The sequence below is a fragment of the Variovorax sp. OV700 genome, assembly GCF_900099805.1.
Lineage (GTDB): Bacteria > Pseudomonadota > Gammaproteobacteria > Burkholderiales > Burkholderiaceae_C > Variovorax.
Genome location: NZ_FNDR01000004.1, coordinates 312,461 through 328,961 on the forward strand (window position 1 = coordinate 312,461; position 16,501 = coordinate 328,961).

General features: G+C 66.8%; 13 protein-coding genes. 1 reads left to right on the forward strand and 12 read right to left on the reverse strand.

Features of this window, described 5'->3' with window-relative positions:
* Window positions 1-287 precede the first annotated feature (287 nt).
* The 6 genes from BLR24_RS11335 to BLR24_RS11360 are packed head-to-tail and all read right to left on the reverse strand — an operon-like array spanning window position 288 to window position 4,851.
* A complete protein-coding gene (locus BLR24_RS11335; protein ID WP_093016826.1) occupies window positions 288-1,034 on the reverse strand; it encodes a lysophospholipid acyltransferase family protein in 747 nt (248 codons plus the stop codon).
* A 23-nt stretch (window positions 1,035-1,057) separates the two neighbouring features.
* A complete protein-coding gene (locus tag BLR24_RS11340; RefSeq protein WP_093016828.1) occupies window positions 1,058-2,341 on the reverse strand; it encodes a dihydroorotase in 1,284 nt (427 codons plus the stop codon).
* On the reverse strand, window positions 2,338-3,300 hold the full coding sequence (locus tag BLR24_RS11345; protein ID WP_093016831.1) for an aspartate carbamoyltransferase catalytic subunit: 963 nt from the start codon (window positions 3,298-3,300) through the stop codon (window positions 2,338-2,340). The genes BLR24_RS11340 and BLR24_RS11345 overlap by 4 nt, the downstream gene beginning before the upstream one ends.
* Window positions 3,300-3,797 (reverse strand): bifunctional pyr operon transcriptional regulator/uracil phosphoribosyltransferase PyrR, encoded by a 498-nt coding sequence (pyrR, locus tag BLR24_RS11350; RefSeq protein ID WP_093016833.1) that lies wholly within the window; start codon window positions 3,795-3,797, stop codon window positions 3,300-3,302. Before pyrR ends, BLR24_RS11345 begins: the two co-directional genes overlap by 1 nt.
* The gene (ruvX, locus tag BLR24_RS11355; RefSeq protein ID WP_254787259.1) at window positions 3,794-4,240 is read right to left on the reverse strand and encodes a Holliday junction resolvase RuvX; all 447 of its coding nucleotides are present in this window, start codon (window positions 4,238-4,240) and stop codon (window positions 3,794-3,796) included. Before ruvX ends, pyrR begins: the two co-directional genes overlap by 4 nt.
* Before the next feature lie 11 nt (window positions 4,241-4,251).
* Window positions 4,252-4,851, reverse strand: coding sequence for a YqgE/AlgH family protein (locus tag BLR24_RS11360; RefSeq protein WP_093016837.1), 600 nt, complete (start codon window positions 4,849-4,851; stop codon window positions 4,252-4,254).
* Here BLR24_RS11360 and BLR24_RS11365 point away from each other — a divergent pair, their 5' ends adjacent.
* Window positions 4,852-6,351 carry a cryptochrome/photolyase family protein gene (locus BLR24_RS11365; RefSeq protein WP_093016839.1) on the forward strand — a complete coding sequence of 500 codons (1,500 nt, stop codon included), beginning with the start codon at window positions 4,852-4,854 and terminating at the stop codon, window positions 6,349-6,351.
* Between the two features lie 40 nt (window positions 6,352-6,391).
* Here BLR24_RS11365 and BLR24_RS11370 read toward each other — a convergent pair whose 3' ends face one another.
* The 6 genes from BLR24_RS11370 to BLR24_RS11395 all read right to left on the reverse strand — a co-directional run bounded on the left by BLR24_RS11370 (window position 6,392) and on the right by BLR24_RS11395 (window position 16,391).
* Window positions 6,392-12,427 carry an Hpt domain-containing protein gene (locus BLR24_RS11370; protein WP_093016841.1) on the reverse strand — a complete coding sequence of 2,012 codons (6,036 nt, stop codon included), beginning with the start codon at window positions 12,425-12,427 and terminating at the stop codon, window positions 6,392-6,394.
* A gap of 28 nt (window positions 12,428-12,455) precedes the next feature.
* Window positions 12,456-14,780 carry a methyl-accepting chemotaxis protein gene (locus BLR24_RS11375; RefSeq protein ID WP_093016843.1) on the reverse strand — a complete coding sequence of 775 codons (2,325 nt, stop codon included), beginning with the start codon at window positions 14,778-14,780 and terminating at the stop codon, window positions 12,456-12,458.
* 42 nt (window positions 14,781-14,822) lie between these two features.
* Window positions 14,823-15,356 carry a chemotaxis protein CheW gene (locus BLR24_RS11380; protein ID WP_093016845.1) on the reverse strand — a complete coding sequence of 178 codons (534 nt, stop codon included), beginning with the start codon at window positions 15,354-15,356 and terminating at the stop codon, window positions 14,823-14,825.
* Window positions 15,357-15,375: 19 nt separating this feature from the next.
* On the reverse strand, window positions 15,376-15,741 hold the full coding sequence (locus tag BLR24_RS11385; RefSeq protein WP_093016847.1) for a response regulator: 366 nt from the start codon (window positions 15,739-15,741) through the stop codon (window positions 15,376-15,378).
* A complete protein-coding gene (locus tag BLR24_RS11390) occupies window positions 15,741-16,139 on the reverse strand; it encodes a response regulator (protein ID WP_028259709.1) in 399 nt (132 codons plus the stop codon). Before BLR24_RS11390 ends, BLR24_RS11385 begins: the two co-directional genes overlap by 1 nt.
* Window positions 16,140-16,220: 81 nt before the next feature.
* On the reverse strand, window positions 16,221-16,391 hold the full coding sequence (locus BLR24_RS11395) for a rubredoxin (protein WP_007838397.1): 171 nt from the start codon (window positions 16,389-16,391) through the stop codon (window positions 16,221-16,223).
* Between the last annotated feature and the right edge of the window lie 110 nt (window positions 16,392-16,501).

Consider the following 16,501-nt stretch of genomic DNA (forward strand, 5'->3'; position numbering starts at 1 on the left):
CGCCCACGCGCACGGACTGGTTTCTCCCGCACGCGGGGGTCGCGCGCTTGGTCAATGTAGAGGCCTATCTACTCAACGGAGACGCCGATCATGAAAAGCATCATCCTCTGGCTCTGCGGAGTGCCGCTGGTCGTGATCATCGGCCTGAAGGTCTTCGGCATTCTTTGAAGTCAATTGAAGAACTAAAGAACGGCGAATCCCGGTTCCTCCTCACGGCGCAATACTGCGTCGTTAAGCGCTCCCTCGGGGGCGCTTTTTTTGCGTCCTCGCCCACGCGGTGGACAGCGTCAGTGGGTTTCGCGGCGCAGCTGCTGCACGTCTTCGTGCAGAGACCGGGCCCATGCGCGACGCTCACGGCCTAGCGACTGCTGCGGCTCGCCGAAGCGCACGATGGCCAGGAGCGGCGGTGAGCGCAGCGTGTTCCAGAGCGAGGTCAGCAAGTTGTCGTCGTCGATGTAGCGTGGCGCCTGGCTGGTTTCCCTGGTGGCCGCGTCGGCAAAGCGCAGCGCGGCGGGGAGCACGGGTGCGCCGGAAGAAATGGCGGCCTGCAACAGGTTGGCGTGAAAGGGCAGCAGCCCGTTGCCGTCGCTGGTGGTGCCTTCAGGGAACACGCCGATGCGGTCGCCGCCCTGCAGCGCCTCGGTCATGTGGTGAACCACGCGCATCGCGTCGCGCCGGCGCTCGCGCTCGATGTAGAGCGACCCCGCGCCGGTGGAGAGCGTGCCGATCAGCGGCCAGTGCTTCACGCCCGACTTGGAGACAAAGCGCACGTGGCACGCGGCATGAATGGCGGTGATATCCAGCCACGAGAGGTGATTGCAGATGAGCAGCACCGGCCCGTCTCCCGGTGGGGTGCCCTGCACCTTGAGCGTGACGCCCATGATCTCCAGCAGGCGCCGAGACCATTGCTGCACGCGCAGGTTGCGCTCTTGCGGCGAGAGGCCCGGAAAGGCAAAGCGGATCGTCCACCAGCCGCCGAGCGCGTGTCCCACCGCATGGAGCAGGCGCCAGCAAGCCTTCAGTGAATGAACCATCGAGATGCGGTCCCTTTTTTCAATCAACCGTGGACCACGCGGCCCGCAACGAGGGTGTGGCGCGCCCGCCCCTGCAGCGGGTAGCCCGCGAACGGCGTGTGCTTGCCCTGGCTCTTGAGCGCCTCGGGTTGCACCTGCCACTCGATGGTCGGATCGAAGACGCACAGGTCGGCCACGCCGCCCACGGCGAGCCGGCCGATGCCGGTGGCCGCGTCGGCGCCCGTGAGCAATCGCGCGGGTGCGGAGCTGATGACCTCCAGCGCGCGCGATATGCCGGCACCGCTGCGCTCGCCCCATTGCAGCGCGAGCGGCAGGAGCAGTTCGAGCCCCGTGGCGCCGGGTTCGGCTTCGGCAAAGGGCAGCGTCTTGGCGTCGGCTTCGACGGGCGTGTGGTCAGACACCAGCGCGTCGATGGTGCCGTCGGCCAGCGCGGCCGAGAGCGCATCGCGGTCGCCCTGCTGGCGCAGTGGCGGATTGAGGCGCGCGCGGCTGTCGAAAAAGCCGATGTCGGTGTCGGCAAGATGCAGCGAGTTGATGCTGACGTCGCAGGTGAGCGGCAGGCCCTGGGCCTTGGCCGCGCGCACCAGCGCTACGCCCGCGGCGCTGGAGATGCGGCACAGGTGCACGCGCGCGCCGGTGCTCTTCATAAGCTCGACGATGGTGAAGATGGCGATGGTTTCCGCCGACACCGGCACACCCGAGAGGCCGAGGCGCGTGGCCAGCGGGCCGCTGGCCGCGACACCCTTGCCAAGATCGCGGTCTTGGGGGCGCAGCCACACGGTGTAGCCGAAGGTACTTGCGTAGAGCAGCGCGCGCTGCAGCACCTGGGTGTCGGCAAGCGGCACGTCGGCCTGGCTGAAGCCGATGCAGCCGGCCTCGGTGAGCTCGGCCATCTCGGTGAGCACGCCGCCGGCAAGACTGCGCGTGAGCGCGCCGAGCGGAAAGAGGCGCGCGCATTGCAGCTTCTCGGCGCGGAACTTGAGCATCTCGACCAGGCCGGGCTCGTCGAGCACGGGATCGGTGTCGGGCGGGCACACCAGGCTGGTCACGCCGCCCGCAATGGCCGCGGCCATTTCGCTTTCGAGCATGCCTTCGTGTTCGTAGCCGGGCTCGCGCAGGCGCGCCGCCAGATCGACGAGGCCGGGCGCGACGACGTAGCCCGCGGCGTCGATGGTGCGGTCGGCCTTGAAGCCGGCCGGCGTGTTGCCAATGCCGGCGATCTTGCCGTCGGCGATGGCGATGTCGGTTTTCTTGTCGGTGCCTGATGCGGGGTCGACCACGCGGCCGTTGATGATCAGTGTGTTCATGCTTCGTTACCTGCGACGATGCTCATCACAGCCATTCGGACCGCGATTCCGAAAGTGACCTGCGGGAGGATCACGCTCTGCTTTCCGTCGACCACAGCAGAGTCGATCTCCACGCCGCGGTTGATGGGCCCCGGGTGCATCACGATCGCATCGGGCTTGGCCAGCTGCAGCTTCTCGGGCGTGAGGCCATAGGTCTTGAAGAACTCTTGCGACGAGGGCAGCAGCGCGCCGCTCATGCGTTCGTTCTGCAGGCGCAGCATGATGATGACGTCGCAGTCCTTGATGCCTTCTTCGAGCGTGTGGCACACACGCACGCCCATGCCGGCCATGTCGCCGGGCACGAGAGTCTTCGGGCCGACCACGCGCACCTCGGCGCAGCCCAGCGTGGTGAGGGCATGAATGTCGGAGCGCGCCACGCGCGAGTGCAGCACGTCGCCGACGATCGCGACCGTGAGGTTCGAGAAGTCTTTCTTGTAATGGCGGATCGTGTACATGTCGAGCAGCCCCTGGGTCGGGTGCGCATGGCGGCCGTCGCCGGCATTCACCACGTGCACGTGGGGCGCCACATGCTGCGCGATGAGGTAGGGCGCGCCCGACTCGCTGTGGCGCACCACAAAGAGGTCGGCCGCCATCGCGCTCAGGTTGGCGATGGTGTCGAGCAGCGACTCGCCCTTGGTGGCCGAGGAGCGCGCGATGTCCAGGTTGATGACGTCGGCCGACAGGCGCTTGGCCGCGATCTCGAAGGTGGTGCGCGTGCGGGTGCTGTTTTCGAAGAACAGGTTGAACACGCTCTTGCCGCGCAGTAGCGGCACCTTCTTGACCTCGCGGTCGCTCACGCTGGTGAAGTTGGCGGCGGTGTCGAGAATGTGCGTGACGATGTCCTTGGGCAGGCCCTCGATCGACAGCAGATGAATCAGTTCGCCGTTCTTGTTGAGTTGCGGGTTTCGCTTGTAGAGCATTACTTGCTTTCCTCCACCTTGAGGCTGAAGGCGCCGTCGTTGGCGCGGGCCAGCGCGAGCAGCTGCGTGTCGGGCAGTGTGAGTTTTTCGGCCGCAAAATCGGCCGCCACGGGCAGTTCGCGCCCGCCGCGGTCGACCAGCACGGCAAGCCGCACACAGGCCGGGCGGCCGAAGTCGAACAGCTCGTTGAGCACCGCGCGGATGGTGCGGCCGGTGTAGAGCACGTCGTCGAGCAGCAGCACGTCGCATCCGTTCACGTCGAAGGGCAGCGAGGTCTGCGCGCTGGCCGAGAGGCCGCGGCGCGCGAAGTCGTCGCGGTGCATGGCCGACGAGATGACGCCGGGCGCACCGGGCAGGCTCAGGTCTTTTTGCAGGCGCTCGACCAGCCAGGCGCCACCGGAGGTGATGCCGACCAGTCTGGTTTGGGGGCGCATCAGCGCTTGCACGCCTTTGAGCAGCTCCTTGTAGAGCGCTTCGGCATCGGGTATTGAACTCAAGGGAGGCTCCTCAAAAATTGTTCCAAGATGATGCAGGCGGAGGCGGCATCGGCATCTCGGGCACCCGAGGCCAGCGCCTCGGTGGTGCTGTAGCGCTCGTCGACCTCGAACACCTGCAGGTTGAAGCGCCCGCGCAGCTGGCGCGCGAACTTCAGTGCGCGGCGGGTGTTCTCGTGCGGGGCGCCGTCGGGGTGATAGGGCACGCCGACCACCAGCGCGTCGGGCTGCCATTCCTTGATGCGGGCTTCGACCAGCGCGAAGCGGGCATCGCCCTCGGCCTTGATGGTGGCTTGGGGGGTGGCGGTGCCCAGCAGCCGGTTGCCGCTGGCAACGCCAGTGCGCTTCAGCCCGAAGTCGAAGGCCAGGAAGCTCTGGAAGTGCGCCGGAACGGCAACAGGAACGGGAACGGAAGAAGAAGCGGAGGGTTGGGGCGCGTCGGGCATGGCAGCGGCCATCACGCGTGTCCCGCTTCCGGCGACAGCGTCCACGCTTCCAGGCCCAGCAACAGCAGCGCCCTGTCGTAGCGCTGCTCGACCGGGGTGTCGAAGATCACGGCCGGGTCGGCGCTCACGGTGAGCCAGCTGTTTTCAGCCAGTTCGGACTCAAGCTGGCCCTCGCCCCAGGCCGAGTAGCCCAGCGAAACCAGCACCTTGCGCGGCCCCGCGCCGGTGGCCAGCGCCTCCAGCACGTCCTTGGAGGTGGTCATTTCGAGCCCGCCGGGAATGGTCATGGTCGAGGCATAGACCGATTCCTCGGGCTTTTCGGCATGGGAGAACACCGGCTCGTGCAGGACGAAGCCGCGTTCGGTCTGCACCGGTCCGCCCTGGAAGACGGGCGAGTCGCCGAGTTCGGGCCGCGCCAGGCGCAGCTCGATCTTCTCGAACAGCTCCTTGAGGTTGATGTCGCTGGGCTTGTTGATGACCAGGCCCAGCGCGCCGCGCTCGCTGTGCTCGCAGAGGTAGACGACGCTGCGGTTGAAAGTTTTATCTTCCATCCCCGGCATCGCAATCAGGAAATGATGCGTGAGGTTCATCGGGGCAGAATCGGCAGCCATATGCCGCCGATTTTACTGGCCGTCGACAAGACCTATCCCAAAGGGCTCATGTGGTTTCGCCGCGACCTTCGCGTGGACGACAACGCAGCGCTCTACCAGGCCCTCCGGGCCTGCCGGCAGGTGGTGTGCGTTTTCGTGTTCGACCGGGCGATTCTGGACCCCCTCCCCCGGGTCGACCGGCGGGTGGAATTCATCCGCGAATCGCTGGTGGAGCTCGACGCCGAGCTGCAGGCGCTCAGCGGCGGGCTGATCGTGCGCCACGCCGCCGCGGCCGACGAAGTTCCGGCCCTGGCGCACGAACTGGACGTGCAGGCCGTTTTTGCCAACCGCGACGACGAGCCCGACGCGCTGGCGCGCGATGCCCAGGTGCTAGGCGCCCTGGCCAATGCCGGGGTGGCCTTTCACACCTACAAGGATTCCGCCGTTTTCGACCGTGACGAGCTGCTGACCAAAACGGGCCAGCCCTACACGGTGTTCACGCCCTACAAGCGGGCCTGGTTGGCCAAGGTGGATTCTTTCTTCCTGAAGTCCTACCCGGTTCGCGCCCACGCCGAGGCGCTGGCGCCGCCGCCCGAGGCCTACCGCGCGCCGGTGCCGTCGCTGGAGGGGATCGGTTTCCGGAAGAGCAATCTTTCCGAGCTCGAGATTCCGACCGGCACCAGCGGCGCGGCGGCGCTGTTCGAAGACTTCTTCCAGCGCATTGACCGCTACGACGCGGCGCGCAACTTTCCGGCGGTGCGGGGGCCGAGCTACCTGGGCGTGCATCTGCGCTTCGGCACGGTATCGATCCGGCAGCTGGCGGGGGTGGCGCACCAGCTCGCGCTCCAGGGCGACGCGGGCGCGGCGACCTGGCTCAGCGAGCTGGTCTGGCGGGAGTTCTATTTCCAGATCCTTGCGCACTTCCCGCACGTGCATTCGGGCGGCGAATCGAAGAGCTTCCGGCCCGAGTACGACAAGATCCAGTGGCACCACGGCAAGCATGCCGACCAGCTGTTCGAAGCCTGGTGCCAGAGCCGCACCGGCTACCCGCTGGTGGACGCCGCCATGCTGCAGATCAACCAGAGCGGATACATGCACAACCGGCTGCGCATGGTGGTAGCGAGCTTCCTCTGCAAGGACCTGGGGCTGGACTGGCGGCGCGGCGAGCGCTACTTTGCTCTGCACCTGAACGACTTCGAGCTGGCGTCGAACAACGGCGGCTGGCAGTGGGCCAGCTCCAGCGGCTGCGACGCGCAGCCCTACTTTCGCATCTTCAACCCGGTGACGCAGAGCGAGCGCTTCGACCCCGAAGGCAAGTTCATCCGGCGCTACCTGCCGCAGCTTGCAGGGCTGTCGAACGCGGCCATCCACGCGCCCTGGACGGCCTCGCCGGTGGAACTGGAAGCAGCAGGCATCAAGCTCGGCGAGAACTATCCGAAGCCGGTGGTGGACCACGCTGAGGCGCGCGAAAAGACACTGCAGCGCTACGGCGTGGCGCGGGCCAAGGCGCTGCAAAAATAACAAAGGGGCCCGAAGGCCCCTTTGTCTGGGTGGCAAGGTTTCAGGCTGCCGCGGCCAGCGCCGGTTCGCTCGTGTACGCACGCACCAGGCGCAGCAGTTCCTCTTCCGAGTAGGGCTTGCCGAGGTAGTGGTTCACACCCAGCGTGCGGGCGTAGTCGCGGTGCTTCTCGGCGATGCGCGAGGTGATCATGATGATCGGCAGGCCCGCCATGGAGTCGTCCGCGCGGATGTTGCGTGCCAGGTCGAAGCCGTCCATGCGCGGCATTTCGATGTCGGACAGCACCACGGCCGGGCGCTCTTGCTGGAGGCGTTCGAGCGCCTGCAGGCCGTCGGCCGCGAGCGACACGCGATAGCCTTCGCGCTGCAGCAGGCGCTGCGTCACGCGGCGCACCGTGATGGAGTCGTCCACCACCAGCACCAGCGGAACCTGCGGCACCGGCGGAGCCAGCACCGGCAACGGTTCATGCGGCGCAGCACCCTCTTCGGCACCGGTCGAGCCGCCATGCGCGGGCGCCACCAGCGCGGCAGCCTGGCGCAGGCGAGCCTGTTCGCCATGCACCGCGGCCAGCGCCACCGGGTTGTAGATTAGGGCCACCGCGCCCGAAGCCAGCACCGAGATGCCAGCCAGGCCCGGAAGGCGCGCAAGCTGCGGCCCGAGGTTCTTGACCACGACTTCCTGGTTGCCCAGCACTTCGTCCACGTGCAGGCCCACACGCTGCGCCGCGCTTCGCACGATCACGACGGTGTTGTTCTTGCTGGTGGGGTGCTCGCTGCGTGCAGAGGCCTGCAGCAGTGCACCGGCCCAGTAGAACGGCACCTGTTCGCTGCCGAACGGATGGCTGTTGTGCAGGTAGGCGGCTTCGAGCTCGGTGCTGCTCACGCGCTGCACCAGCTCGACCAGGTTGGACGGCACGCCGATCGACACCTCGCCGGCGCGCAGCATCACCACGTGCGTCACCGCGGTGGTAAGCGGCAGCACCAGCTTGAAGGTCGTGCCCTGGCCGGCCGTGCTGTGCGTTTCGATGCGGCCGCCGAGCGCCGCGATCTGCGCGCGCACCACGTCCATGCCGATGCCGCGGCCTGCCAGCTCGGACACTTGCCCGGCGGTGGAGAAGCCTGGCTTGAAGATCAGCTCGGTGGCTTGCTCGGGCGACAGTTCCTGGTCCGCTTCCAGCAGGCCCAGCGTGCGGGCACGTTCGGCAATGCGCTTGTGGTCCAGGCCGGCGCCGTCGTCGCGGAAGCTCACCGAGACGTCGTTGCCTTCGTGGTGCAGGTCGATCACGATCAGGCCGTTGGCGTCCTTGCCCGACTTTTCGCGTGCGGCCGGATCCTCGATGCCGTGGGCCACGCAATTGCGCAGCAGGTGCTCGAAGGCAGGCGTCATCCGGTCGAGCACGCCGCGGTCCATTTCGATGGAGCCGCCGACGATGTCCAGGCGCACCTGCTTGCCAGTGTCTTTCGACGCCTGGCGCACCACGCGGTAGAGGCGGTCGGAAATGCCCTCGAACTCCACCATGCGCGTACGCAGGAGGCCGCGCTGCAGTTCGCGCGTTTGGCGCGCCTGGACGCTGAGGTCGTCTTCCGTCGCCTGCACCGTCTTTTGCAGCGTGCGCTGCACGGTGGCCACGTCGTTCACCGACTCGGCCATCATGCGCGTGAGTTCCTGCACGCGGGTGAAGCGGTCGAACTCGAGCGGGTCGAAGCTCTGCTGCGAATCCTTGGCCTGCGCGAGGCGGGACTGCATCTGGCTTTCGGCCTGCACCTCGATGTCGCGCAATTGCTGGCGCAGGCGGTCGAGGTTGCCCGTCAGGTCGGAGAGCGAACCGCGCAGCTGGCCGAGTTCGGCTTCGAGGCGCGAGCGCGTGATGATGACCTCGCCGGTCTGCGCCACCAGGCGGTCGAGCAGCTGGGTGCGGATGCGCACGGCCTGGGTCGACACCGAGCGCAGGGGCGCAAGCAGCGCGGGCGCGGGGCGCGGCAGGAGCGATGGCAGGGCGGTCGCTCCCGCTGCGGAGGCGGCGTCTTCGCCGTCGTCGGCGGAGGCCGCCTTTTCGTCATTGGCGGAGACGCCGGATTCGGCGGGAACCTGCACCAGCTGGACACCCGGCGAGGTGGCGGCTGCCGTTGCCACCAGCTGGGCCACTTCGGCCTGGGTGGCATCGTCCGCGGCACGCAGCGCGTCGAAGGTCGCCTGCAGCGCGTCGAGGCGCGTGAGCAGCTTTTCGATTTCGACCCGGTCGGCGCCGCCCTGAGTGCCCAGGGCTTCGATCTCGGATTCCATGCGGTGCGCGCGCTCGCCAAGGCGCATGGCACCGGCCAGCCGGGCGCTGCCCTTGAGCGTGTGCAGCGTGCGCAGCACGGAGGCGCGCGGCGCGTTGTCGTCGGGGTGGTGCGCCCACTGGCGCAGCGCGTGACCCAGTTGGGGCAGCAGTTCCTGCGCTTCTTCCTCGAAGATCGGGAACAGGTCGACGTCAACCGCGTCCGCCATGTCGATGGCGTCTTCGGAATCGTCCAGCGCCACGTCGGCCATGCCGTCGGAGGCCGCCATATGCTGGTGCGGCCGGGTCTCGATGCGCGCGGCAGCCTCGGCCGGCATGGGCGCGGCAGCGATGTCGCGCAGCGCCTGGAGCGTGCCTTCAGAAGGCTCGCGCAGGAAGCCCACGGCAAACTGGTGCAGCAGGCGACGCAGCTCGTCGGCCGCGGCAACAAGCACCACGCCCTGTTCGCGCGACCCGCTGCCCTGCATTTGCAGATGCTGCAGCGCGGCTTCAAGCAGGCGGGCCATGCCCGAGAGGCTGTGGAAACCGACCGTGGCCGAACTGCCGGCCAGCGAATGGGCCAGCGCGACGGTCGAATCGGACAGCCGCTCGTGGGATTCGAGCGCCCACTCGCCGACTTCGGTGGCCAGTTGCCTGGACCATTCGTCGGCTTCGTTGAGATAGACGTTGTAGAGCGCGATGCCGATGCGCAGCGGCCCGATGACCTTGACCTGGTCTTCGGCGCCCGACACGGCAGCGGCCACTTCGGTGGCTTCAGTGGTTTCGGCGGTTTCCAGGATTTCGGCCCGCGGAATTTCTTCGGCCGCGGCTTCGGCGGCCGTGGCCAGAACCGGTTCCTCGGCCAAGGCCGGTGCTTCGTCCGCCGCAACCACGGCAGGCTCTTCGGACTCCAGCTGCAAAGCCGGCGCTTCCACGATCTCTTCGGCCGGCGTTACTTCGGCGGCAAGGGGCACAGGCTCTTGGGCAATGACCGGTGCCGGCTCGGGCGCCCAATCAAGGTCTGGCAGACCGTCCAGCGCGGGCAGTTCGGGCACGGGCTCAGGCGACGGTTCGGCAGCGGCTTCGGCCAGGAACGAAGCGGCGGTTGCCGGTTCGGCCTTGGCGGGCTCCAGGAAGTCGAACTTCTCGCCGTCGGCCCAGACAGGCTCGTCGGCCGGTGCGGGCTTGGATTCGAAGTCGAGGAAGTCGGTCGACGTGAAGTCGTCTTCGGCTTCGGGCTTTGCGGCCTCCTGCGGCGCCTCTGCGGGCAGTTCGAACGCGGCAACGGGTGCAGGCTCGAGCGGTGCCGACGCGGGGAACGACAGGTCGGGCAGCTCCGGGAGTTCCGGCATCGCCAGCGGCGCAACCGCCGGCGGTTCAGCGGCAATGTGGCGCGCGGCCACGGCCAGAGCCTCCGCATCGGCGACACGCGCCGGCGTGGTGGGCACGGGCTCGCCCGCCAGAAGGGCATCCGCCACGCGGCTGAAGTGCGACGACTGCCAGCCATGCGTCGAGCCCGAAGCGATGGCTTCGACCCATTGGCTGAATTCCTCGAGCGCCTTGCGGGTGCCGACGAGCAGATCGGGCGTGGCGTCGCGCTGGTCGGCCAGCCAGGTGTTGAGCACCTGCTCGAAGGACCAAGCGGCGTCGCCGAAGTCGGTCAGGCCGACCATGCGCGAACTGCCCTTCAGCGTGTGGAACGCACGCCGCAGGATGGTGAGTTCCTCGGTATCGTCGGGATGGCCGCCGAGCTCGTCGATGGCGGCCAGGCCGTTTTGCACCACCTCGCGGGCCTCGTCGAGGAAGATGTTCTGCAGGTCGTCTTCTTCGAGTTCGGTGACTTCGGTATCGGGCAGTGCCGCGGGACCGGTGATCTTGTTCGTCCAGCTGTCGGCCTTGCGGCTGAATTCCTCGATGGGCGACACCTTCGCCTTGCGGTTGGGCGTGGCGAGCGCGGCGAGCTTCGACGCAATCTGGGCGTCGACTTCCTCGATGCTGAGCACGGCATCGCCGCCGGTGGCAGCACCCGGTGCAGCGACATCCGCGGCGGCGCTGTCGGTGGCCTGGCGGCCCATCAGCGGCTTGAGTTCGCCGGCTTCCTGGTCGAACACGAACAGGCGCTTGGCGAGCGTGGGCTGGTAGCCCAGCATGTCGATCAGGAAACCCAGCGCGCCCAGGTTGTTGCCCAGCGCGTCGAAGCTCTGCATCTCCTCCACGGGCGATGCGTTGCCCACCAGCATCTGCTCGACATCGTCGCGCATGCGCTGGACGGTGTGGGCGGCCTGGTCAAGCCCAAGCACCGAGAACACGCCGCGCATTTGCAGCAGCTGGGTCGGAACGGTGCGCAGCAGGCCCTTCTCGGCCGGGCGGCGGAAATACTGGTCGAGCGACTTTTCGAGTTCGCTCAGGTGGCTGCGCAATTCGTCGACCACGGTGCCCATGGTCTGGCGATCGCTCACGCGGCGGTACAGGTCCTCCATCCAGGGCTCGAGCGGCTCCGAATGGCCGCCTTCGCGCACGCGCTCGATGCGGCCCGCCAGCTGAAGGGTGCGGGAGGTGAGTTGCGGATCGCTCGGGTCGAGGTCTTCGAGCGCGGCTTCCAGATAGAGCACCGAGGTGGCGACTTCCATCGCAAGCTCGGTATCCGGCGGCTGGCCGGAGCGCACGGAGGCTTCGACTGCATGCGTGAGTGCGTCCACCATCGGCTGGATCGGCGGATGCAGCCGCTGAAGCGACTCGCCGAGCTGTGCGAAGGTGTCGGCCACCTGGCGCGTGCGGGTGATGTCGCCGCCCGAAAGCGCCGACCACATTTCCTTGGCGGTTTCGATGCGCTTGCGGGCTTGGGCAAGCACCAGCGGATCGAAGCGGCCGAACTGCTCGACGCTGTAGTCGACACGCGGCTCGCCCGCGACGCCCCAGGCGGCGCGCACGGTGCGCAGCGTGGCGGCTTCGTCGGAGGCAGCGGCGGGCACGGCCTGCGCGCAAAAGAACAACAGGTCCTGGCCGAGGCGGTCGGAAACCGCGCTGTCGCCGCGCGCCAGCGTGGCGTATTGCAGCAGCACGCGCGAGGCGGCGCGCTTGACGTAGGAATCGGCGGGAATCAGCTCCAGCGCCAAGGCTTCGAAAAAGCCCGCGGCGAGGGTCCAGAAACTTGCGACACGGGGCAGCAGCGCACCGCGCCCGAGCCCCAGGCACAGCGCCTGCAGCCGGCGCGCGGCCTGCGGGTCGCCGGTCTTGACCAGCTGCAGCACTTCGCGGTCGAGCCGCGAACGCACGGCCGGGTCATAGGCCAGCGCGGCCTGGGTCAGCGCGGGACGCACTTCGACCCAGCGCCAGGCGACATTCCAGAGATCGGCCGGATGCACGCGCTCGTTGCCGACCAGTTCGAGCACATCGCGGTATTGCGGAAAGAGCGCGACCGACGACACGGCCTTGCCGGCCAGCAGTGCGTTGAGAAAATCGACGACGGCAAAGCCGGCGCGCTCGATCTTCAGGACCGCGCTGTCGGTGCAGCGCTGCGGTTCGGCAATGAAGCCCTGCACCGCGAACTCGATGGAGCCGAGCACCAGGGCGGGGGCGTTATTGCCCACCATCTGAAGCGCGCCGACGGACTGGTGCAGTTGCTGGCGGGCCATTTGCAACGGGCCGCTCTCGAGATCCGAGGCACTGCCCACGTCGCGCACGAAGCGCCGCAACGACTTGCCCACACCATCGAGGGATTTCTGAATTTCTCCCAGCACCCAGGCCAGCGGCCCGAGGTCTTCGGTGGCCGGCACGTTGCCGGCAATGGGGGCCGTGGCAGGGGATTGAATCGACACGTTGGATGCTCGCCGTTCTTAACTTTTGTCAGGCAATCTTGAATCGGGCGACCGAACGGCGCAGTTCTTCCGCCATCTGCGAAAGTTCACGCACCTGCTGGGCCGTGGTACGGGTACCTTCACCGGTCTGCTCGGTCACCGCAAAAATGTGCTGGATGTTGGCAGCCACCACGTTGGCCGAATCGGCTTCGCGGGACGCGGACTGCGAGATCTGCTCGATGAGGTCTGCAAGGCGGCGCGACACGCGGTCGATCTCGGTCAGTGCGGTACCTGCATTGTCGGACAGCTTGGCCCCTTCGACCACACCCTGCGTGGAGCGCTCCATGGCGCCCACCGCATCCTGCGTGTCGGTCTGAATGGCCTTCACCAGCGCCGAGATCTGGCGCGTGGCGTCTGCGGAGCGTTCAGCCAGCCGCTGCACTTCTTCTGCCACCACCGAGAAGCCGCGACCGGCTTCACCGGCCGATGCGGCCTGGATGGCGGCGTTCAGTGCCAGCACGTTCGTCTGTTCGGTAATGTCCGAAATCAGTTCGGTGATTTCGCCGATCTCCTGCGAGGATTCGCCCAGGCGCTTGATGCGCTTGGAGGTTTCCTGGATCTGGTCGCGGATGGAGTTCATACCGCCGATGGCGTTCTGCACGGCCTGCAGACCCGAGGACGCAGCCTGCAGCGACTGGCGCGCCACCGTGGCGGACTCTTGCGCTTGCGTGGACACGCCGTTGATTCGCTCGGCCATGGTCAGCACCGACTGGCCGGTTTCGCGAATTTCGCGCAGCTGTTCGGTCGAAGCGGCGAGCAGTTCGGTCGAGGTGCTTTCCACCTGCGACGTCGTCTGCGCCACGCGGGTTGCCGTGTTCTGCACGTTGCCCACCAGCAGACGCAGTTCTTCCACCGTGTAGTTCACCGAGTCGGCAATGGCGCCGGTGATGTCCTCGGTCACCGTGGCTTCCTGCGTCAGGTCGCCTTCGGCCACTGTCTGCAGTTCGTTCATCAGCCGAAGAATGGCGGCCTGGTTGGCGTTGTTGACGCGGCCGGCCTCATCGCTGGCCTGCTCGGCCGCGAGACGCTCGCGTTCGGCGACGGCGGCGCGTTCACGGCCTTCACGCACTTGCACGAAACCGATGGCGCCGGCGAGGGCCAGGGCGGCCAGCGAGAGCACGAACAGCATCACGATCGTTCCGGCGCCCAGGCCGGTGCGGGCGGAGAGCTTGTCCTGCAGATCGCCGAGCGACTTACGCAGCGGTTCGCTGTCGGTCAGGATGCTGGCCTGCGCTTCGCGCGCGGCCACCAGGCCCTGCAGGTTGCCCAGAATGGCGGAAGCCTGCGTCCGCATCTGCTCGTAGGTCTTGAGAATGGCTTCGAGCTGCTGGCGGGTCTGCGGGTCCTTCGAGCCGGGGAAACGCTGTTGCGCATTGCCGTCGAGCAGGCCGCGCGTGGTTTCCTGGAAGGTGTTCAAGTCCTTGCCGAGCAGGAACACGGCGTCGGGGTTCACGCCTTCGACCGTGAAGAATTCGTTGGTCGACTTGCCGATGCGCTGGGTCAGCATCACGAGCTGGCCGGCGGCCGAGATTTCGGGCAGCGTGGCGTTCTGCTGCATCTTGAGCGATGCCACGGTTTCCGTCATTTCGAGCAGCGCGGACGACTGCTGGTTGATGTCGCGCAAGGCGGCACCCACCTGCGTCAGGATCTGACGCTGGGCCAGCACGGCCTTGGCGCTGGCGTCGGCACGGGCGACCAGCGGATTGATCTTGCCCATGTCCTCGTCGTACTGGTTGCCCACGCGTTCGAGGCGCAGCGCATCGTCGCCGTTGGTCAGACCCTGCACGCGGCGCGAGAGGTCGTCGGCGCTGTCCTTCACTTCGACGAACGCGGGCGCGCTGCCGACGAGAGCCTGCGAGATCGACTTTGCAAGTCGCTGCGACTGCATCAGCGACTGGCCGGTGGCGGCCACCTGCTGCGCAAGGCGCTCGGCGCGAAGAATGGCGGAGCCGGCCACCAGCAACAGCAGCAGCACCACGACCGCCAGCATGATCGCCAGGATCCGCTGCTGGCGCGCCGGGTTGGAGCCCGCTCGTCCCGTGGGGGCCTGCGCCTGCGCGCCTTCGGCAGAGGCGGCATCGGCCTCGTTGGCGGCCTCGCCGACCAGCGTGGCACCGTCGGCAAAGCCGGTGGGCACCGGCTCGTCGGAGGTGCGGCCTTGATTCCTGGCCAGGCGGACGGTCTTTTCGTCCGGCACCTGAACCGTGTCGACGTCGTCGAGCGATAAGGTGGAACCGGAGCCGTCGACGCGGGCCTTGTCGTTGCCGCTTTGAGCGGGCAGTAATTTCTTGAACTTGTCGGCGATCGAGCTCACGGTCGGTCCTTCAGGTGGTTGTCTTCTGGCTGTGCGGATGCACTAGGCGCCAATACTCAAAAACTGGGGTTGCTGCGAGAGCGCCTGCAGGTTGATTTCCTGCCAGCGCTCACCCGCCGCATCGGTGAAAAGATGCCCAAGCCAGGCGGGTGCATCTGCGCCTGGGGGTTCCGCGCCCGTGAAGGCCTCGGCCCCCCGCAACCCCGCCAGTCGATCGACCAACAGAGCGCAGTTGACTTCGAGCAGCTCGTTGAGGGCAACGAGCCGCGATTGCATGCGGGCCGCCTCGGTGGCTGCGAGGCCATCGGACTTGCCCGAGGCGAATGCCGACAGCTGCACCACGCCATAGAGGCCGCCGCGCAGGTTGGCAACGCCGAGGAACCAGGGTTCCGTGTAGGGCACGGGCTGCGGGGGCGTCCAGGGGAAGATTTCACCCGCGTGGCCCAGTGGAAAGAGGTACTTGCCCTCACCGGCCTCGACCGCCAGCCACGTGGCGGCCACACCGGTCGTGCGCGCAGCCTGCAGGCGGCTCGCAAGCCGGGACTGGAAGGCTCGAAGAGCGTCGCGATTTGCCATGGACTCGGCAGTCTTCCGTTCAGGCCAGCGCGCTGATCTTGGACATCAGCTCAGCCGTGTTGACCGGCTTCACGATGTAGTCGCGGGCGCCCTGGCGCATGCCCCAGACGCGGTCGGTTTCCTGGTTCTTGCTGGTGCACAGGATGATCGGAATGGCGGCGTACTGCGGATCGCGGGCGATGGCGCGCGTGAGCTGGAAGCCGTTCTGGCCGGGCATGACGACGTCCATGAGGATCAGGTCGGGCTGCTCCTCTTCGAGACGGCGCATGGCGTCTTCGGCGTTTTCGGCAGTCTTGACGGCAAAGCCGTTCTTCTGGAGCAGGTCGGACAGGAACAACAGTTCCGTCTTGGAGTCGTCGACGACGAGGATTTTTCGAATGGGCATTACTGCGCTTCCTGTTGAACGATGCCAAACTGCTGCACGGCCTGCAGCAGCTGGTCTTTGGTGAAAGGTTTGGTCAGGTAGTCTTGCGATCCGACCATGCGGCCGCGCGCCTTGTCGAAGACGCCGTCTTTCGAGGAAAGCATCACGACCGGAACATTGGAGAACTGAGCATTGCGCTTGATGATGGCGCAGGTCTGGTAGCCGTCGAGGCGCGGCATGAGGATGTCGCAGAAAATCAGATGCGGCTTGTGGTCGTTGACTTTCGAGAGCGCGTCGAAGCCGTCCTCCGCAAGGAGAACCTCGTGTCCGCCTTGCTTCAGAAATATTTCGGCACTGCGCCGGATCGTATTGCTGTCATCGATGACCAGCACCTTGTAACCTGATCCATTCGGCCCCATTGCACACACTCCTGCTGAGATGAGACTTGGATGCCCGCCGCACCGTACATCGGCGCAGATCGCGTAGCCCTATGCCATGCTTCAGATTTCAACCATTTCGAAGTCTTCCTTGCGTGCACCGCACTCAGGACAGGTCCAGTTCATCGGGACATCAGCCCAGGCCGTGCCTGCTGCGATCCCATCTTCCGGTACACCCACCGCTTCGTCATAGATCCACCCACAAATCAGGCACATCCAAGTTTTCGTATTCATCGGAGCTTAAAGTCCTTGTTCATTAAATGCAACGAGTGTATCTATGCGTATCTCACTGGCGGGCGGTAAACGTCGCGCCTATGCCACCATTGAGGCGATTTCGGCCGGCG